Source organism: Novosphingobium sp. CECT 9465 (assembly GCF_920987055.1).
In the GTDB taxonomy this organism is placed as follows: Bacteria; Pseudomonadota; Alphaproteobacteria; order Sphingomonadales; family Sphingomonadaceae; genus Novosphingobium.
Map to the genome: position 1 here is coordinate 2,011,488 of NZ_CAKLBX010000001.1, position 17,384 is coordinate 2,028,871.

A 17,384-nucleotide genomic window follows, 5' to 3' on the forward strand; every position below is an offset into this window, starting at 1 on the left:
GGATATGATGTTGACGGTGCTGCAATGGTACGGTGCCATTGCGGGTGTGGTGGCCGCGGCGATGGTATCGCTCGACCTTGGCCGCAGGGCGACCGGATGGGCGTTCGTGATCTTCGTCAGTTCATCTATTGCACTGATCGCATGGGGATTTCTCAACAAGGATTCCGCCGGGATCGGGGCGCAGAACATTGTTCTGCTGCTGATCAACTGCATCGGCGTTTACCGCTACCTTATCCGCAAGAAGGCACCGCAATGAGCGCGCCGGTTCTGACGAGCAGTCTCGACCCGTCCAGCCCGGAGGCGCAGGCGCGGGCGAAGCACAATCGGGCTTTGGCGCAGGAATTGCGGGCGCGGGTGGCGCAGGCGACGCTCGGTGGCGATGCGCGCAGCCGGGAACGCCATGTGGCGCGGGGCAAGCTGCTGCCGCGTGATCGGGTGGAGCGGCTGCTTGATCCGGGATCGCCGTTTCTGGAAGTGGGCCAGCTTGCCGCGAACGGCATGTATGACGATGAAGTGCCGGGCGCGGGGATCATCGCGGGGATCGGCCGCGTTTCGGGCAGGCAGTGCATGATCTTTGCCAACGATGCGACGGTCAAGGGCGGCACATACTTCCCGATGACTGTGAAGAAGCACTTGCGTGCGCAGGAAATCGCTCAGGAAAATCGCCTGCCCTGCATCTATCTGGTGGACAGCGGCGGGGCCAACCTGCCCAATCAGGCCGAAGTGTTCCCGGACCGCGATCACTTCGGGCGGTTCTTCTACAATCAGGCGAACATGAGTGCCCTTGGCATTCCGCAGATTGCCAGCGTGATGGGATCGTGCACCGCCGGTGGTGCTTATGTGCCCGCGATGTCAGACGAATCCGTGATCGTGAAGGACCAGGGCACGATCTTTCTGGCCGGGCCGCCGCTGGTAAAGGCTGCAACGGGCGAGGAAATTACCGCCGAGGCGCTGGGCGGGGGCGATCTGCATGCGCGCAAGAGCGGCGTGGTGGATCATCTGGCCGACAATGACGAACATGCGCTGACCATCGTGCGGGATATTGTGAGTCATCTTGGCACCCCCGCGAAGGCGGGGGCGCACGGTCTAACAGCAGTGCGGGAACCGCTTTATCCAGCGGACGATCTCTACTCCATCATCCCCGATGACGTGCGCGCGCCTTACGATGTGCGCGAGGTGATTGCGCGGATCGTGGACGGGAGCGAGTTTCACGAGTTCAAGGCGCTCTATGGCACCACGCTGGTCTGCGGCTTTGCGCATATCTGGGGCAAGCCGGTGGCGATTCTGGCCAACACTGGCGTACTGTTTTCCGAAGGCGCGCAGAAGGGGGCACACTTCATTGAACTGGCCTGCCAGCGTCGAATCCCGCTGCTGTTCCTGCAGAACATTTCAGGCTTCATGGTTGGTGGCAAGTATGAAGCCGAAGGCATTGCCAAACATGGCGCAAAGCTGGTGACGGCGGTGGCGACGGCGCAAGTACCCAGGATCACCGTGCTGATCGGTGGCAGCTTCGGCGCGGGCAATTATGGCATGTGCGGGCGCGCCTATTCCCCGCGCTTCCTGTTCACCTGGCCCAATGCGAGGATCAGCGTGATGGGCGGGGAGCAGGCAGCGAGTGTGCTGGCGACGGTGCATCGTGATGCCGACAAGTGGACGCCGGAGGAGGCCGAGGCGTTCAAGGCTCCCGTCCGGCAGAAGTATGAGGACGAGGGCAATCCCTATTACGCCACGGCGCGGCTGTGGGATGATGGGGTGATTGATCCGGTGCAGACGCGCGATGTGCTGGGGTTGGCGCTGGAGGTTTGCCTTGAAGCGCCGATTGCGGAGGCGCCCCGGTTTGGGGTGTTTCGGATGTGAGCAATGGCTAAAGTATCAGTTTCAACTCTTGAGAAGTGGGGGCGAGAACGTCTGTCCAAGTCGTTCTTTCTACGAGACTTCCTTTTCTCTGACATCGCAGCTGCACACGGCTTCTGCAACTTTCCTGATGACTTGGATCTGGCAATAAAAGCCGGCAAAGCACTTTGTGAGAACCTGCTTGAGCCGTTGCAAGACAGTTTCGGTCGCATCGCAATCCGGTCGGCTTACCGATCAGCGGAAGTGAATGGCTTCGGCAACGAGAAGGGGCTTGGCTGCGCATCGAATGAGGCGAATGCTGCTGGTCACATCTGGGATAGTCTGGACAACAATGGTCATGTGGGGGCAACCGCCTGCATTGTCGTCCCATCATTTTGGGATCGCTTTCAACAGCCAGCCGACTGGAAGCGCCTTGCGTGGTGGATTCACGATCATCTGCCTTACAGCGAAATGGAATTCTTCAAAAGCTATTGGGCGTTCAATCTGACTTGGAATGAAGTTCCGGTTCGACGCATCACATCCTGGATGGAAAGCCCACGATTGCTGACCAAGCCCGGAATGGAAAACAACACTTCGAACCACGAGCTGAACTGGAAAGGTCTAGTGGAGGCCTGCCGAAAATGATCGAATCCCTCCTCATCGCCAATCGTGGAGAGATCGCCTGCCGCGTGATCCGCACGGCGCGGGCCATGGGTATCCGCACCGTTGCGGTTTATTCCGACACTGATCGCAATGCGCTGCATGTGCGCTCTGCCGATAAGGCCGTGCATATTGGCCCCTCGCCTGCGCGGGAGAGTTATCTTTGCGGCGGCAGGATCATTGCGGCGGCGCTCGCCACGGGCGCTGAGGCGATCCATCCGGGGTATGGGTTTCTTTCGGAGAACGCCGAATTTGCGCAGGCCGTGATCGATGCGGGGCTGGTGTGGGTGGGGCCGAAGCCTGCCTCGATCACCGCGATGGGTCTGAAGGATGCGGCCAAGGCGCGGATGATTGCGGCGGGTGTGCCGGTGACGCCGGGCTATCTGGGCGAGGATCAATCGCCGGAGCGCTTGCAGGCGGAGGCCGATGCGATTGGCTATCCGGTGCTGATCAAGGCCGTGGCAGGTGGCGGCGGCAAGGGTATGCGGCGGGTGGAAAGCTCTGCCGATTTTGCGGAAAGCTTGGCGTCATGCCGTCGTGAGGCGGCGTCCTCGTTCGGCGAGACCCGTGTGCTGATCGAGAAGTACATCCTCTCGCCCCGGCACATCGAGGTGCAGGTGTTCGGCGATGCCTACGGCAACGTCGTCCACCTGTTCGAGCGCGACTGTTCGCTGCAGCGGCGGCACCAGAAGGTGATCGAGGAGGCCCCTGCCCCCGGCATGGACGCGGCCACGCGCGAGGCGGTGTGCAGCGCGGCGGTGCGCGCGGCCAAGGCGGTGGACTATGAGGGCGCAGGCACCATCGAATTCATCGCGGATGGCTCGGAAGGCCTGCGCGCCGACCGGATCTGGTTCATGGAAATGAATACCCGCCTGCAGGTGGAGCATCCGGTGACGGAGCAGATCACCGGGGTCGATCTGGTGGAATGGCAATTGCGCGTGGCATCGGGCGAGGCATTGCCGAAGCGGCAGGATGAACTGAGCATCAACGGCTGGGCGATGGAAGCGCGGCTTTATGCGGAGGACCCGGCGAAGGGATTTTTGCCGAGTGTGGGGCGGCTGGAATTGCTGAATTTCGGTTATGAGCCGGATTGGCTGCGCATCGAAACCGGGGTTAGGCAAGGCGACGAGATTTCAACTTTCTATGACCCGATGATCGCTAAACTCGTCACACACGGTCAAACACGAAATGAAGCGAGAGAGCGTCTTCGCGCGGCATTAGACGAACTGGGCGTTTGGCCAGTCAAGACCAACGCGGCGTTCCTTTACAAACTCGCAGACTTTGCCAATTTTGCTTTCGGTCAGGTCGATACTGGTGTGATTGAACGGAATGTGGACGAACTCTGTTCGCCGCCTACTCCCCCTAGAGACACTCTTTCTTGGTGGGCTGAAGCGATCACGCCAAGCTTGCCTGACAAGGAACTGCGCGGCTTCCGTCTCAACGCTCCTCCGAAACAGAGAGGGTGGTTTTTGCATGACAATGAGCCAGTGGAAATTCCACTGCCATTTCCATCCATCGATCGGATAAAGCACCATGATGGCAGTGTGTTCGTCACTAGCGAAGGCAGAACGTCCTGCCTGTCGAAATGGCGCGTTGATGGTTTCGGTCTCCTCTCCGCATCGGACGGCGCCATCCTCTCGCCCATGCCGGGCAAGGTCATTTCCGTCGATGTTGCGGCGGGGCAGTCTGTGGCCAAGGGGCAGAAGTTGCTGGTGCTTGAGGCGATGAAGATGGAGCATGCCTTGATCGCGCCGTTCGATGGTGTGGTGGCCGAGTTGAATGCGGTTGCGGGCGCGCAGGTGCAGGTTGAAGCGCTGTTGGTGCGCATCACCAAGGCGGATTGATCCTCCCCGTTCCGGGGAGGGGGACCATGCAACGCATGGTGGAAGGGGCGCTCCCCAAGCGGTTCGTGGGTGGGGATAGCCCCCTCCACCACCGCTGCGCGGCGGTCCCCCTCCCCTTGCAGGAGAGGATTTTATGGCAGGGCGTTTCTTCGATCAGTGGCAGGTGGGCGATACCATCGCGCATGAGATCCGGCGAACGGTGACCGAGACCGACAACCTGCTGTTTTCGGTCATGACGCACAATCCGCAGCCGCTGCATATCGATGTCGAAGCGGCCAAGGCGAGCGAGTTCGGGCAGATTCTGGTCAACGGCACTTTCACGTTTGCGCTGATGGTGGGGCTTTCGGTGGGGGACACCACGCTGGGGACGCTGGTGGCGAACCTTGGCTATGACAAGCTGGTGATGCCCGCGCCCGTGTTCATCGGCGATACCATGCGCGCGACGAGCGAGGTGGTGGAACTGCGCGCCAGCAGATCGCGGCCCGATGCGGGGATCGTGACGTTCCGGCACGAACTGATCAACCAGCGTGGCGAAGTGGTGTGCCGGTGTTTGCGATCGGCGTTGGTCAGGAAGGGCACTGCTGCAACCGCGCCTTGAACGCATCGAGCAGCCATTGGCGCGCCGGGCCGGTGGGGCAATCGCGCCGCCACAGCGCGTTGAAGGTGTAGGCCATGCCCGGCGCTTCGGGCAGGGAGAGGCGGACAAGGCGGCCCGCGGCGATATCGGCCTGAACCGCATGTTCGGGCATGCTGCCCCAGCCGATGCCTTCACGCATCAGGGCATGGCGCGCGCCGAGATCACCCAAACGCCAGGTGTTGGCGGAGAACACCGAGAAATCCTTGCCTTCGGTGAGGCGGGAGCGGTCTGTCAGGACAAGCTGGCGGTGCTTGCGCACTTCGCCGGGCGGGACAGTTTCCATCAGCGCGAGCGGGTGGCCGGGCGCGGCAACGGGGATCATGCGAACTTCGCCGATGACAATACGTTCGAGTTCCGAAACGGCCACAAGCTCCGGCCCGCCGATGCCGAGATCGGCCGCGCGATCGACCACCAGCGCGGCGATGGCGCCCAGCGCCTCGACATGGAGGCGCAGAAGGACAGTGGGAAACGCATGCTGAAATTCGCGCAGGATTTCGGCCATCAGGCTGGTCGGGAACATGACATCGACCGCGAGACCGAGTTCGGCTTCGAGACCCTGATTGAAGTTGAGTACGCCCGCCATCAGGGCATCGACATCATCGGCCACGGCGCGAGCCTGCGCCAGCATTGCCTTGCCGGCATCAGTGAGGACGGGCTTGCGCGAACCTTCGCGTTCGAACAGGGCAACGCCCAACTGCGCTTCGAGCGTGGTGATACCGTAACTGACAACCGAAATGGCGCGACCAAGCTTGCGGGCGGCCGCGTTGAAGCTGCCTTCATCGACCACGGCGAGGAACAGCCTCAACTGGTCGAGAGTTGGTTGGCCGACGTCCACTTACTCACCTTTCAACTTATTCGAACATTGCGGTGGATTTTATCGGGATATTCCGATTGAAGCGCAATGCCTATCTGGGGTGCAACAGGGCGTCGAAAGCGCCCGGATTGGAGAAATCGCCATGACCCAGACTGTTGCTGCAAAAGCCCACATCGAACTGCGCCCCTTTGCCTCCCTTGGTGCGGCCAATCACGGCTGGCTGGACGCGCATCACCACTTCTCGTTTGCGGAATATCGCGATCCGGCGCGCGACAACTGGGGCGCGCTGCGGGTGTGGAACGATGACCGGATCGCGGCGAACACCGGCTTTCCCCCGCATGGCCATCGCGACATGGAAATCGTGACTTATGTGACCAAGGGCGCGATCAGCCACAAGGACAGCCTGGGCAATATGGGTCGCACCGAAGCGGGCGACGTTCAGGTGATGTCTGCGGGCACCGGCATCCAGCATTCGGAATACAATCTGGAGAACGAGGAAACCCGCCTGTTCCAGATCTGGATCGTGCCGGACAGGCGTGGCCATGCGCCAAGCTGGGGTGCGCGCCCCTTCCCCAAGGACAGCCGGGAGGGCCAGTTCGTACCGCTTGCTTCCGGGATTGCAGGCGACACAGACGTGCTGGCGATCAACGCCAATGCCCGCGTACTCGGCGCAACCATCAAGGCCGGCGAAACGATCCGCTATGCGTTGTCCACAGATCGCCACGCCTATCTGGTTCCGGCAAAAGGCCGGGTGCGGATTGGCGATGTGGAAGCCAAGGCTCGCGATGGCGTGGCGATGACCGGGCTGACCGAGATCGTCGTGACGGCACTTGAGGATTCCGAACTTGTCCTTGTCGACGCTGCCTGACAAACCCGTTTCATCCCAAGGAGTATCCCATGACCCGTACCGCTTCTCCCGAAGTCCTGCCGCTGATCGTAGCCCGCTGGAGCCCACGCGCATTCGATGGTTCGGCCGTGCCGCAGCATGACCTCGATATCATCTTCGAGGCGGCAGGCCTTGCCGCCAGCGCATCCAACTATCAGCCTTGGCGCTTTGCCTATGCCCATCACGGCGATGCCAACTTCGATACGTTCGTTTCCGCGCTGATCCCCTTCAACCAGGCCTGGGCCAAGGAAGCTGCGGTGCTGGTATATGCCGTGTCGGACGAATCCATGCGGGGTTCCCCCAATCACAGCCACAGCTTCGATACCGGCGCTGCCTGGGCAAATGCCGCCTTGCAGGCCCTGTCGATGGGATATCACACCCATGGCATGACCGGCGTGGAATTTGACAAGGCCGCCGAAATCCTGAACCTGCCCGAAGGCTTCCGCGTGGAAATGGCATTCGTTATCGGGCGCAAGGGCGATCCGGCGCAGTTGTCCGATGCCTTGCGCGAACGCGAAGCACCAAGCGGACGCAAGCCGGTGAGCGAGATCGCCTTTGCGGGACCGTTCAAGGCATAAGTGACAAGTGGCGCCGCCCGCGCGTTTTCGCTAGGGCGGCGCCATGCTTCGCATCAATGAACTGAAACTGCCGCTGAATCACGCCACCGAAGACCTTTCGGCGGCAATCTGTGCGCGTCTGGACATCGAGCCTGCGGCGCTTCAGCGCTTCCAGATATTCCGGCGCGGCAACGATGCGCGCAAGAAGCACGCCATCCTGCTGACCTACGTGGTCGATTGCGTGGTGGCGAACGAGGCCGAAGTGCTGGCGCGGTTTGCCGATGACCGGAACGTGCGGGCGACGCCCGATACGTCTTACAAATTCCCGGTGATGGCACCCGAAGGCTGGAGCGGCGAGCGCCCGGTGGTGATCGGCGCGGGACCATGCGGACTGCTGGCAGCGCTCATCCTGGCGCAGATGGGCCTGAAGCCGATCATCATCGAGCGCGGCAAGGCGGTGCGCGAGCGGACCAAGGACACCTGGGGGCTGTGGCGCAAATCGGTGTTGCAACCGGAATCGAACGTGCAGTTTGGCGAAGGCGGGGCGGGCACGTTTTCCGATGGCAAGCTGTATAGCCGGATCAAGGACCCGCGCCATCTGGGGCGCAAGGTGCTGGTCGAGTTCGTGAAAGCGGGCGCGCCTGATGACATCCTGACAGAGGCCCATCCCCATATCGGCACGTTCCGGCTGGTGACGATGGTGATGTCGATCCGCGAGACGATCGAAAAACTGGGCGGGGAATATCGCTTCAGCACACGGGTAGAGGATTTCGAGATCGAGACGTCCGTCGATGGTACGCGGCGGATGGCAGGGCTGCACTTGTCGGACGGCACGTTTCTGCCCGCGCGGCATGTCATCATGGCGGTTGGCCATTCGGCGCGCGATACGTTCCAGATGCTGTTTGATCGCGGTGTGCATATCGAGGCCAAGCCCTTTGCCATCGGTGTGCGCATCGAACATCCGCAGGGCTGGATCGACACGGCCCGTTATGGGCCAAGCGCGGGCAACAGGATTCTGGGACCGGCGGCCTATTCGATCGCGCACAAGTGCAAGAACGGGCGGACGGTCTATTCGTTCTGCATGTGCCCCGGCGGGCGCGTGGTGGCGGCCACGAGCGAGGAAGGCCGGGTGGTGACCAACGGCATGAGCCAGTATTCGCGCGCGGAGTTCAACGCCAATTCAGGGCTGGTCGTCGATATCGACCCTGCCCGCGATTATCCCGGCGGGCCGATGGCGGGCATGGCGTTCCAGCGGCACTGGGAAAGTCTGGCGTTTGCGGCGGGTGGCAGCAATTACAACGCGCCGGGCCAGAAACTGGGCGATTTTCTGGCAGACCGGCCCTCGACCGAATTTGGCGCGGTGACGCCGAGCTATCAGCCGGGCGTTCACCTGACCGAGTTGAAAAAGTGCCTGCCCGATTATGTAATCGAGTGCCTGCGCGAGGCCTTGCCCGTTTTCGGACGGATGGTGCCGGGGTACGATCATCCCGATGTGGTGATGACCGGGGTGGAAACGCGCACCTCTTCGCCGGTGAAGATCAGGCGCGGGGCTGATTGCCAGAGCCTCAACACGGCAGGGCTTTATCCTGCTGGCGAAGGTGCGGGCTATGCGGGCGGAATCCTGTCGGCGGCGGTGGACGGGATCAAGGTGGCCGAGGCGCTGGCTGTGCAGTTGCTCAAGTGAGCGGATCGAAATTCGACGCCATCGTGCTGGGCGCGGGCGCAGCGGGGCTGATGGCCGCGCTGACGGCGGGGCAGCGCGGGCGGCGGGTGCTGCTGGTGGATCATGCCGACGAGCCGGGCAAGAAAATCCTGATTTCCGGCGGCGGGCGGTGCAACTTCACGAACATGCATACGGCGGCTGACCGCTACATCTCGGAGAACGCGCACTTCGCACGGTCCGCGCTGGCGCGGTACACGCCTGCGGAGTTCATCGCGCTGGTGGGGCGGCACGGCATTGCATGGCACGAAAAGACGCTGGGGCAATTGTTCTGCGATGGATCGGCGCGCGCGATAGTCGACATGCTGATGTGGGAGTGCCGCGAAGGCGGGGTGACCTTTGCATTCGGAAAGCCGGTTTCGGCGGTGGACCTGACCGATGGGGTGTACCGGGTGACGGTGGACGGCGTGGAGCATCGCACACCCTCGCTTGTGCTGGCGACCGGGGGCTTGTCGATCCCGAAGATGGGTGCGACCGGGTTTTCGCTGGATCTGGCGCGCAAGTTCGGTCTGCCGGTGGTGCAGACGCGCCCTGCCCTTGTGCCGTTCACGCTTGGCGAAGACGAGGCGCTGTTCCGTTCGCTTTCGGGGGTTTCCGCAGACGTGATCGCGCGGGCGGGCAAAGTGGCGTTTCGCGAAGCGGCGCTTTTTACCCATCGCGGGCTTTCAGGCCCCGCAATGTTGCAGGTTTCATCGTACTGGCAGCACCGCACCGCCATTCAGGTGGATTTTCTGCCCGATGCGGCTGACGGCTGGCTGCTGGAGGAAAAGCGTTTGCGGCCCAAGGCCACCTTGCGCTCAACGCTGGCGCGACGCTTGCCCGAACGGCTGGCCGAGGCGCTGAGCGAACGGTTGGCGCTGGACGGCGAATTGGGCAATGCCCGTGACGCCGGGTTGCGCATGGCGCAAGAGCGGCTGGCGCGCTGGGCGTTCGAACCGAACGGGACCGAAGGCTATGCCAAGGCCGAAGTGATGGCGGGTGGGATTTCCACGCGGGCGCTTTCGCAAAAGACAATGGAAGCGGCCAAAGTGCCAGGACTTTTCGCGATTGGTGAGGCGGTGGACGTAACCGGGTGGCTGGGCGGCTACAACTTCCAGTGGGCCTGGGCGAGCGGACGCGCGGCCGGCGAAGCGCTCTAGAGCAGATCGAGGTAGGCGACAACATCGTTGTCGGTGGCAATGAACAAGCCTGCCTGCACCTCTTCTGGCTGCGCGGCGGCCATTTGCAGCGCCTGCCACAGCGGGCCATAGCACAGCGTTTCCGCCGATCCGCCATCCGGGCCGTCGCCCAGATAATACAGCCGGACGGAGGAATCTTCGTGAGTAGTGCGCATGGCTGCGTATTGGCAGTTCCAGACGCGCTTGTCATCCGGCACAGGCCGGACGCGCGCCATCGCCGCATTTCAGTTTTTCAACCTCTGGTTTAGGCAATTTTAATGCGATGTGTTTGCCTTGGCAGGGAACATCGCAGCAGAAAACATGCCTTCCATTGAAATTTATGCGTTATCGGGGCTAGGTTCAGGCAGGGGGAACATTACGAAAATGCCAGCTTCGCGTCACGGCCCGACCGTTGCCACAGGTGCACCGGTAACAATCTGCTACCTGGGTCTCTTGCCGGTTCGCCTCCGTTCCATGGCGGCGGCGCGATGACTGCACTTCGCATCAAGTTGTGGCTGGCGCTGGGCTTCATCCTGCTGATCGTGGCCGTTCCGGGCATTATCGCGGGCCATGCCTTCAAGGTGGCAAACGCTCAATATGCCCGTGCAGAAGCATCGGGCCAGACCCTGAGTTCCTATCAGCGCCTCGCCGTGTTGGGCTATTCGCTTCAACAGGAACGGCTGGCCGATCCCGCCGGGTTCGCGCAGGACATAGACAGAAACATCGACGGTGTGCGAGCGCATGTGGCCAATGTGGAACGCTATCTCGATGCAGAAATCCGCCTCATCGGCGAAGCATCGTTGCAGCGTTCAAAGCGTGCCGAAAGCATTGTCGGCGAAATGCGCCAGCGCGAACAACTGAAGACAGTAGGCGCAAGCCTGGAAAAGGTGTTGCGGGGAACGCCGGACACGGCGTGGGAAGACCTCGTTTTCGCGGCAATGAAAGCGGAAGAGCTGGAAACACGCTCGTTCCGGCGAGCGTCGATGGAAAGTTTCGAGAGCGTGACCGACACGCTGGCCATGACGCTGGCGATTGCCGGCGTGGTGGGCCTGCTTGGCGTATTGTGGGGCCAGCGCCAGGTCATCAGGCCTCTGGGCAACCTGTGGGTGGGCACACGGGCCATGGCCGAAGGCCGCTACAGCGAGCGGGTGCCGGTTGTCGGCACGACCGAATTTCAGACCATCGCCGAAAGTTTCAACACCATGGCGGCCCGCGTTGAAGAAGCATCGCGGACAATGCAGCAAACCAACGAGGAACTGGAACGCGCGGTTTCACGGCGAACAACCGAACTGGCAGCGACCAACCGTTCACTGGAACGCGCGAACCGGTTGCGCCAGCAGTTCCTTGCCGATGCGAGCCACGAATTGCGTACACCACTGTCCATCATGCGCAGCGAGGCCGAGATTACACTGCGCAAGCAGGATTCGGACACGGATGACTTGCGGGCCGGACTGGACCGCGTGGTCCGCCTTTCGGCATTGATGACCGAAATGATCGACGACATGCTGCACGTAGCGCGGGCCGAAGAGCCGATGCTTCAGACCACGATTGCGCCGCTGGACGTGGTTGCCGCAGTGCGCTGTTCGATTGACGATTTCCAGCGGGTGATCGAAGCCGACGAGGGCACGATCGCCATTGTGGAAGCGCCCGAAGCGCTGATGATCGAAGGAGACCGGCAAAGGTTGCAACAGGTCATAAGGATCGTGGTGGACAATGCGGTGTGCTATTCGACATTGGCCCCTCATGTTGAAATATCGATCCACGATGATGAAGGCACTGCGCTGGTGATCATTGCCGACAAGGGTGATGGCATTGCGCCTGAAGACATTCCGCACCTTTTCCAGCGGTTCCGCAGAGGGAGCCGACGCGTTGGCAAGGGCCAGGGATTGGGCCTTTCGATCGCGCGTTCGATCACCGAGGCGCTTGGCGGAACGATCCGGCTGGAAAGCAAGCTGCATGAAGGCACCACGGTATCGATCCGTCTCCCGCTGGTCGCCGGGATAGGACGGGTTGAGGAGACCCTGCCATGAAACTGCTGATTATCGAGGACGAGGTCGAACTGGCCGGCGCGCTGCATCGCGGCCTGACGCAGGAACAATGCAAGGTCACGCTGGCGACGGACGGCGCAACCGGCCTTGAACTGGCGACATCGCTGGCGTTCGATTTCATCCTGCTGGACGTCAACCTGCCAGACATGAGCGGATTCGAGGTTTGCGCAAAGCTGCGTGAGGCCGGACTGACCACGCCGATCATCATGGTGACGGCGCGCGATGAAGTGGCCGACCGCATCCGTGGCCTGAAAGGCGGCGCGGACGATTACCTGCCCAAGCCGTTCGCGTTCGAGGAATTGCTGGCGCGGATGGACGCGGTACGACGGCGGATCGATCGCCCGGCGGGCAGTTCGCTCCAGCCCGATGGCAGCATGTCCGTGGGCGACCTGCATTTCGATCCGCGCACGATGACGCTGAGTCGAGGCGGTGTGCCGGTGCAATTGACGGTCAAGGAAATGGGCGTGCTGCGCCTGCTGATGGAATCACCGGGCAAGGTGATTTCCCGAACCGAAATCCTGCATTCGGTATGGGGTATCGATGATGATCCGCTGACCAATATCGTCGAAGTGTACCTCAGCCGCCTGCGTCGCAAGCTGCACGCGCTGGGGCCACCGGTGGTCGAGAATTTGCGCGGCTTCGGCTATCGCCTCATCGCGTGACAGGGCGCGCGACATATCGCGCGCCCGTTCTGCATCACATTCCAAGCCACTTGCGCAATCCTGGCAAGCGCTGGATAACCAGCCCTTCAAACACCAGAACGGCGACCAGCGACAGCGCGAGCAGCGGCAGGACCGCCGCGAGCAGGACCAGCACGACCCATACGCCCTTCCCCGCTTCACCCGATCGCATGACCGGCGGAGCGCCCAGCTTTTCCTGAGGCTTGCGCCGCCGCCACATGACGAAGCCGGTCACGCTCATCCCCACCAGCATCACCGCGGTAAGCACCCCGATCAGTTGGTTCGCCAGCCCGAACAGTTGGCCTTCGTGCCAGGCGACGCCATAACCGACGACCTGGTCTATCGGATGCTTGTCCGCGAAGGTCTCACGAGATGTTTCGCGGGCCGTGCGCGCATCGTAGGTGATGGTAACGCGCAAGGGACGGTTCTGCGCATCGGAACGGACGGTCCACGCGGGCACGGCCTTCTTGCCGAACCGTCCCGGAGCGCCCGGAGGTGTTACGACCACCGGGAACGCGAGGTCCTCGCCCTTTGCCTTTGCTACGACCTCGCTCAGGAAAACGCCTGCCGGGCCGTGGCCAGCATGAGCGGCGCTATCATGCCCGGCATGCCCCCCGGCATCCGCCATCGCGGCATGATCGTGTTCGGCATGTTCGTCTTCGACCGGCGCCTTGCCGCCGATCGTCCAGTCCTGCGCTCCCTTTTGCCAGCCCATCTCTGCACGGACGGCCTTGAACGCACTGCCCCAGACATCTGCCCAGGGCAGGCCGCTGACCAGCAGGACCAGCGCGAGGCCGGAAACCCAGAAGCCCGTTACCGCGTGGGCATCGCGCCATGCCGCGCGCGAGCCAAGATGGAGGCGCGGCCAGAGCACACCTGCTGCCGCCCTGCCCCTTGGCCACCACAGATAAAGGCCGCTGAGGATCATCACGATGGCCCAGCTCGCCGCAAGTTCGACGATCCAGCTGCCGCGCGGGCCGAGCAGCAACTGGCCGTGAATATCGTGAACCACCTGCATGATCCGCCATTCGGGATCGAGCACACCAACGACATCGCCCTGCGGCGATACAAAGACATCGCGCATGCCCTTGCCTTCGGGCAGGCCGACATGAATCATCGCAGCATCGCCTTCGGTGCGCGGCAGGCGATAGGAATGGAAGCTGGCACCGGGGAATTTCCCCAGTGCCGCTTCGACTTGCGCATCAGGCGATACCCCGCCGGTAATGGGCAGAGCGGCAAACGACCGCTCCTCCCATGCCTCTACCTGCGGCTTGAACAGGTAGATCGCACCAGTGATCGATAGGATCACGATCATCGGCATCACGAACAGCGCGGCATAGAAGTGCCAGCGCCAGATCGTGCGATAGCGGGCGGCCCGATTGGCGGTCACAGCTTCCACCCGGCTTCTACCAGGAACGTGCGCTGCGGATAGGGATGGAACACCCAGGCGCGATCGTTGGTGATGTTATCGACGCCGGCAGAGACGCGGAATTGATCGGTCACGTTCCAGTTCACCTTTGCATCCAGTGCAAACAGTTCGGAGGTAAAGCCGAAAGTATCGCCGCGTTGCAACCCGAACAGATCGGTGTTAGGGCGGCTGGCATAACGCATACCGATCGATGCTTGCACGGTTTGGGTCAGCGCATAGCGCAGGTTGCCGTTGATCCGCCAACGCGGGATGCGCGGGAACTGTACGCCTTCAGCCAGCGTGTTCGACGGATTGCTCAGCGTTTTTGAATCGATCCATGCCCCATTGAGATCGATGTCCATGCCCTCGACCGGCCAATCGCGGGTTTCGGCGATCAGTTCGAAGCCGTACTGGCGCGTGAGGTCTATGTTCTTGAAATTGCTGGTGGTGATGCCGTTCTGGTTGAAACCGGTGAACGAGAAGATGGTGTTGCGTACGCGCTGGTAGAACGCCGACCCGGTCAGCTTCAGCCAGCCGAAATCGTGCCCGATCAGGAAATTGGCGTCCTTGCTCTTTTCCGGCTTCAAGTTCGGATCGAAGCTGTTGACGTTGAACGTACCATCGCCGTTGAGGCTGCCCTGGAACAGTTCACCCACGGTGGGATAGCGCGTCGCCATGGCAAGGCTGAGTTGGAGCGATGTATTGTCCGCCAACCGGTACTCGAACGACAGGCTGGGATCGACCGAGTCATCGGTGCGCGCAGCATAGCGGTTGGATACCTGCTGGCCGACCAGCGCGCCGGTGCCCAGCCGCGTGAGGCCACCGTCGTAGGCCCGCCAGTTGTCATAGCGTACGCCTGCGGTGACTGTCAGCGCATCAAGGAACATGCGACCTTCGGCCCATGCCGAAAGCTGCCGGGTCTTGCCGAATGTCTGCGTGGTGAAGGCCTTGCCCGTCACGCTGGTCCAGTTGGCCAGCGTATAGCGCGTCTGGTCGGTGCGATAGGCATTGGCGGTGAAGCCAATAGCCAGTTCGCGCCTGTCGGTCTTGTTTTCGATCGTCAGATCGCCAGTCCACCAGCCGGTTGGCCCCTGCTCCGCCAGCGTGCCCGCACCATTGTTCTGCCCGGTGACATAGCCGTTGGAGGTGAACCCATCGGAACGCAGCACCTGATAGGTTGAGACGGCGAGACGGGCGGTAGTGTTTTCGGCAAGCGGGGCCGCGAGTTTCAGTCCGGTGAGGAATTCATCGCGCAGCGTCCTGGAGAAGTTCGCGCCCGATGCGGTGTAACTTTGCGCGCCGATCCGCACCCGGCCTTCGCAAACCACATTGCCCGCCGCATCGCGAAGATAGCAATCGGGCGCGGTCTGGCTGTCTTCATTGTGCCAGAATGCGAACAGGAACTGGCCGGTAAGGTCGCCATTGTCATAGCCAACCTTGAGCTTGGCCTGCTGCTGCGTGATCTTCGCGGGCGACTGTGCGGCGAAATAGGGGTTTGAGGCATTGCCCGGAGCGCCCGGAATGCCGGTGCCCGCAGCCGTAGCGCGGACGTGTTCGGGATCGACCACCGCGCCGGTAACTTCGGTGCCGCCAGTGCCGGTGACCGGAGTTAATCCGAGGAAGGTCATCGGGTGGCCGGTGTTGCGGAAGAATCGCCCGGTCAGCCGGACCGACCACGGGCCGTCCTTCTGCTTCAACCCGATACCCGCCTCTGCCGAACCGCCCCAATAATCGTTCTGCGTGGAGAACTGGTCATAGGGCTGAACCATGCCCTGCACCGTGGCGAAACCTTCGGTTTCCTTGGGATCGCGCGTGGTAATGTTGATGATGCCACCCATCGAATTGCCGACATAGCGCGAACTGTACGGGCCATAGACGATATCGAACTGCTCGACTTCACCGGGGCCGACAATGCCCCACTTCGGCGCGAAACCGAAGCTGTTGCCAAGGAAGTTCGATACCGCAAAACCATCGACCATGACCAGCGTACGCGCGCTTTGCGTGGAATGGGTGCCGCGAAAGCCGGGAACGCCGTTGCTGTCACCGGAGTAGCGTTTGCGCACGAAGAAGTTGGGCGCATACTTCATCAGGTCTTCGGTGTTGAACGCGTTGATCGCGGCGAACTGCTCCTGCCCCAGGCTGACAGCAAGCCCACGCGGTTCGATCTCGATCGGGGCTTCGCGCTGCCCTACGACAAGGATCGAGGCGGGTGCACCGCTGTCAGTGGCAGGCGCGTCTGTTTCTTCGGCAAAAGCAGGCGCGGCAAAAGTGAGCGCTGTGGCCAGCGCAAAAAACGAGGTCTTCATGGAATAGCGTATCCGGTATTGTCGCCGCGCGCGCAGGCGCTGGCGATTTCTTTCAGCTGTGGCTCATGGCAAGCCGGTGTTCGGCTGTCAGATAAGGACCGGAGGCGCGCGCAATGGCGGCCGGATGCGCCGCGCCGACGTGACGCGAGGGGCAACAAGCGGCAGGAATCCCTGCAGGAGAATGAAAGCGAGCGCAGCGACGAGAAGCGCAGGATCGACCCCCGATGCGCCAACCATCGAAAGCGCCGAGAACGGACACGCTTCACCCGATTTGCCCGCTGCCGACTGGCCCCCTGCCGACTTTCCGGGAATCACGATCTGCTTCGCAACCACATGACCGCTGCTGGCATCGGCGCAGATCGCGATAGTCAGGACATGATCGCGTGTTTCGATCATGAAGCCGGCGGGCACGAGCGCCTTCATGGCGAGCGCCATCGCGATCACCGCAAAGGTGATTCGGTGCCGGATCAGCAGGAAGTGCCGCATTGCCCCCATGACGGCCGGCCGCATAGCCGTTTGAGACTAGCTTGTCACCGCCCGATATTGCCCCGCCACGTACGATGCCCGATCATGCAAAAATTCCCTGCTTACCCGGTTGACCCCACCGGCAGGCGCGGTTAGGAGCGCGCCCTGTCTTGCAGAGATTAACCCATCTGCACAGTGTGGCGGAGTAGCTCAGCTGGTTAGAGCAGCGGAATCATAATCCGCGTGTCGGGGGTTCGAGTCCCTCCTCCGCTACCACGACCGTTTCCAGCACGGTCCGCACCCTTCAACAAAAGCCTGCTGAAGTCCTGAATGCCTCCTTGGCGTCTGCCATATCGCATTCGATGTGCG

General features: G+C 62.0%; 16 protein-coding genes and 1 tRNA gene. 12 read left to right on the forward strand and 5 right to left on the reverse strand.

Annotated elements, in window-relative coordinates:
- Positions 1–4: 4 nt before the first annotated feature.
- The 5 genes from LUA85_RS09765 (at position 5) to LUA85_RS09785 (ending at position 4,935) form a co-directional block, all read left to right on the forward strand.
- On the forward strand, positions 5–256 hold the full coding sequence (locus LUA85_RS09765; protein WP_371823718.1) for a hypothetical protein: 252 nt from the start codon (positions 5–7) through the stop codon (positions 254–256).
- The gene (locus LUA85_RS09770; protein WP_231469169.1) at positions 253–1,857 is read left to right on the forward strand and encodes a carboxyl transferase domain-containing protein; all 1,605 of its coding nucleotides are present in this window, start codon (positions 253–255) and stop codon (positions 1,855–1,857) included. Before LUA85_RS09765 ends, LUA85_RS09770 begins: the two co-directional genes overlap by 4 nt.
- A gap of 3 nt (positions 1,858–1,860) precedes the next feature.
- A complete protein-coding gene (locus LUA85_RS09775) occupies positions 1,861–2,478 on the forward strand; it encodes a hypothetical protein (protein WP_231469171.1) in 618 nt (205 codons plus the stop codon).
- Positions 2,475–4,337 carry an acetyl/propionyl/methylcrotonyl-CoA carboxylase subunit alpha gene (locus LUA85_RS09780; RefSeq protein ID WP_231469173.1) on the forward strand — a complete coding sequence of 621 codons (1,863 nt, stop codon included), beginning with the start codon at positions 2,475–2,477 and terminating at the stop codon, positions 4,335–4,337. The genes LUA85_RS09775 and LUA85_RS09780 overlap by 4 nt, the downstream gene beginning before the upstream one ends.
- 133 nt (positions 4,338–4,470) lie before the next feature.
- Positions 4,471–4,935 carry a MaoC family dehydratase gene (locus LUA85_RS09785; protein ID WP_231469175.1) on the forward strand — a complete coding sequence of 155 codons (465 nt, stop codon included), beginning with the start codon at positions 4,471–4,473 and terminating at the stop codon, positions 4,933–4,935.
- Here the strand turns inward: LUA85_RS09785 and LUA85_RS09790 are convergent.
- Entirely contained in the window at positions 4,904–5,809 is a 906-nt protein-coding gene (locus tag LUA85_RS09790) for a LysR family transcriptional regulator (protein WP_231469177.1), read from the reverse strand. The genes LUA85_RS09785 and LUA85_RS09790 overlap by 32 nt on opposite strands.
- 121 nt (positions 5,810–5,930) lie before the next feature.
- Between LUA85_RS09790 and LUA85_RS09795 the strand changes: the two genes are divergently transcribed.
- Genes LUA85_RS09795 through LUA85_RS09810 form a run of 4 tightly spaced genes read left to right on the forward strand, consistent with a single transcriptional unit; the run spans position 5,931 to position 10,090 of the window.
- Positions 5,931–6,656: a pirin family protein gene (locus LUA85_RS09795; protein ID WP_231469179.1), complete on the forward strand. Its 726-nt coding sequence runs from the start codon at positions 5,931–5,933 to the stop codon at positions 6,654–6,656.
- A gap of 29 nt (positions 6,657–6,685) precedes the next feature.
- A complete protein-coding gene (locus LUA85_RS09800; RefSeq protein WP_231469181.1) occupies positions 6,686–7,252 on the forward strand; it encodes a nitroreductase family protein in 567 nt (188 codons plus the stop codon).
- 43 nt (positions 7,253–7,295) lie between these two features.
- Complete coding sequence (locus LUA85_RS09805; protein ID WP_231469182.1) at positions 7,296–8,915, forward strand: NAD(P)/FAD-dependent oxidoreductase; 1,620 nt, start codon at positions 7,296–7,298, stop codon at positions 8,913–8,915.
- 50 nt (positions 8,916–8,965) lie between these two features.
- Entirely contained in the window at positions 8,966–10,090 is a 1,125-nt protein-coding gene (locus LUA85_RS09810) for an NAD(P)/FAD-dependent oxidoreductase (RefSeq protein ID WP_231471827.1), read from the forward strand.
- Here LUA85_RS09810 and LUA85_RS09815 read toward each other — a convergent pair.
- Entirely contained in the window at positions 10,087–10,284 is a 198-nt protein-coding gene (locus tag LUA85_RS09815) for a hypothetical protein (protein ID WP_231469184.1), read from the reverse strand. The two genes, LUA85_RS09810 and LUA85_RS09815, sit on opposite strands and share 4 nt — an antisense overlap.
- Before the next feature lie 312 nt (positions 10,285–10,596).
- Between LUA85_RS09815 and LUA85_RS09820 the strand changes: the two genes are divergently transcribed.
- Together LUA85_RS09820 and LUA85_RS09825 are read left to right on the forward strand one after the other, a co-directional pair.
- A complete protein-coding gene (locus LUA85_RS09820; RefSeq protein ID WP_231469187.1) occupies positions 10,597–12,138 on the forward strand; it encodes a HAMP domain-containing sensor histidine kinase in 1,542 nt (513 codons plus the stop codon).
- The gene (locus LUA85_RS09825; protein WP_231469189.1) at positions 12,135–12,818 is read left to right on the forward strand and encodes a response regulator transcription factor; all 684 of its coding nucleotides are present in this window, start codon (positions 12,135–12,137) and stop codon (positions 12,816–12,818) included. Before LUA85_RS09820 ends, LUA85_RS09825 begins: the two co-directional genes overlap by 4 nt.
- Before the next feature lie 34 nt (positions 12,819–12,852).
- Here the strand turns inward: LUA85_RS09825 and LUA85_RS09830 are convergent, their stop codons facing one another.
- From LUA85_RS09830 to LUA85_RS09840, 3 genes are all read right to left on the reverse strand, one after another.
- Positions 12,853–14,226, reverse strand: a complete 1,374-nt coding sequence (locus LUA85_RS09830; RefSeq protein WP_231469191.1) for a PepSY domain-containing protein — start codon at positions 14,224–14,226, stop codon at positions 12,853–12,855.
- Positions 14,223–16,550, reverse strand: a complete 2,328-nt coding sequence (locus LUA85_RS09835) for a TonB-dependent receptor (RefSeq protein ID WP_231469193.1) — start codon at positions 16,548–16,550, stop codon at positions 14,223–14,225. The genes LUA85_RS09830 and LUA85_RS09835 overlap by 4 nt, the downstream gene beginning before the upstream one ends.
- 87 nt (positions 16,551–16,637) lie before the next feature.
- The gene (locus LUA85_RS09840) at positions 16,638–17,060 is read right to left on the reverse strand and encodes a DUF2946 family protein (RefSeq protein ID WP_231469195.1); all 423 of its coding nucleotides are present in this window, start codon (positions 17,058–17,060) and stop codon (positions 16,638–16,640) included.
- Between the two features lie 154 nt (positions 17,061–17,214).
- Here LUA85_RS09840 and LUA85_RS09845 point away from each other — a divergent pair.
- Positions 17,215–17,291: transfer RNA gene (locus tag LUA85_RS09845), tRNA-Met, on the forward strand.
- Positions 17,292–17,384: the final 93 nt, after the last annotated feature.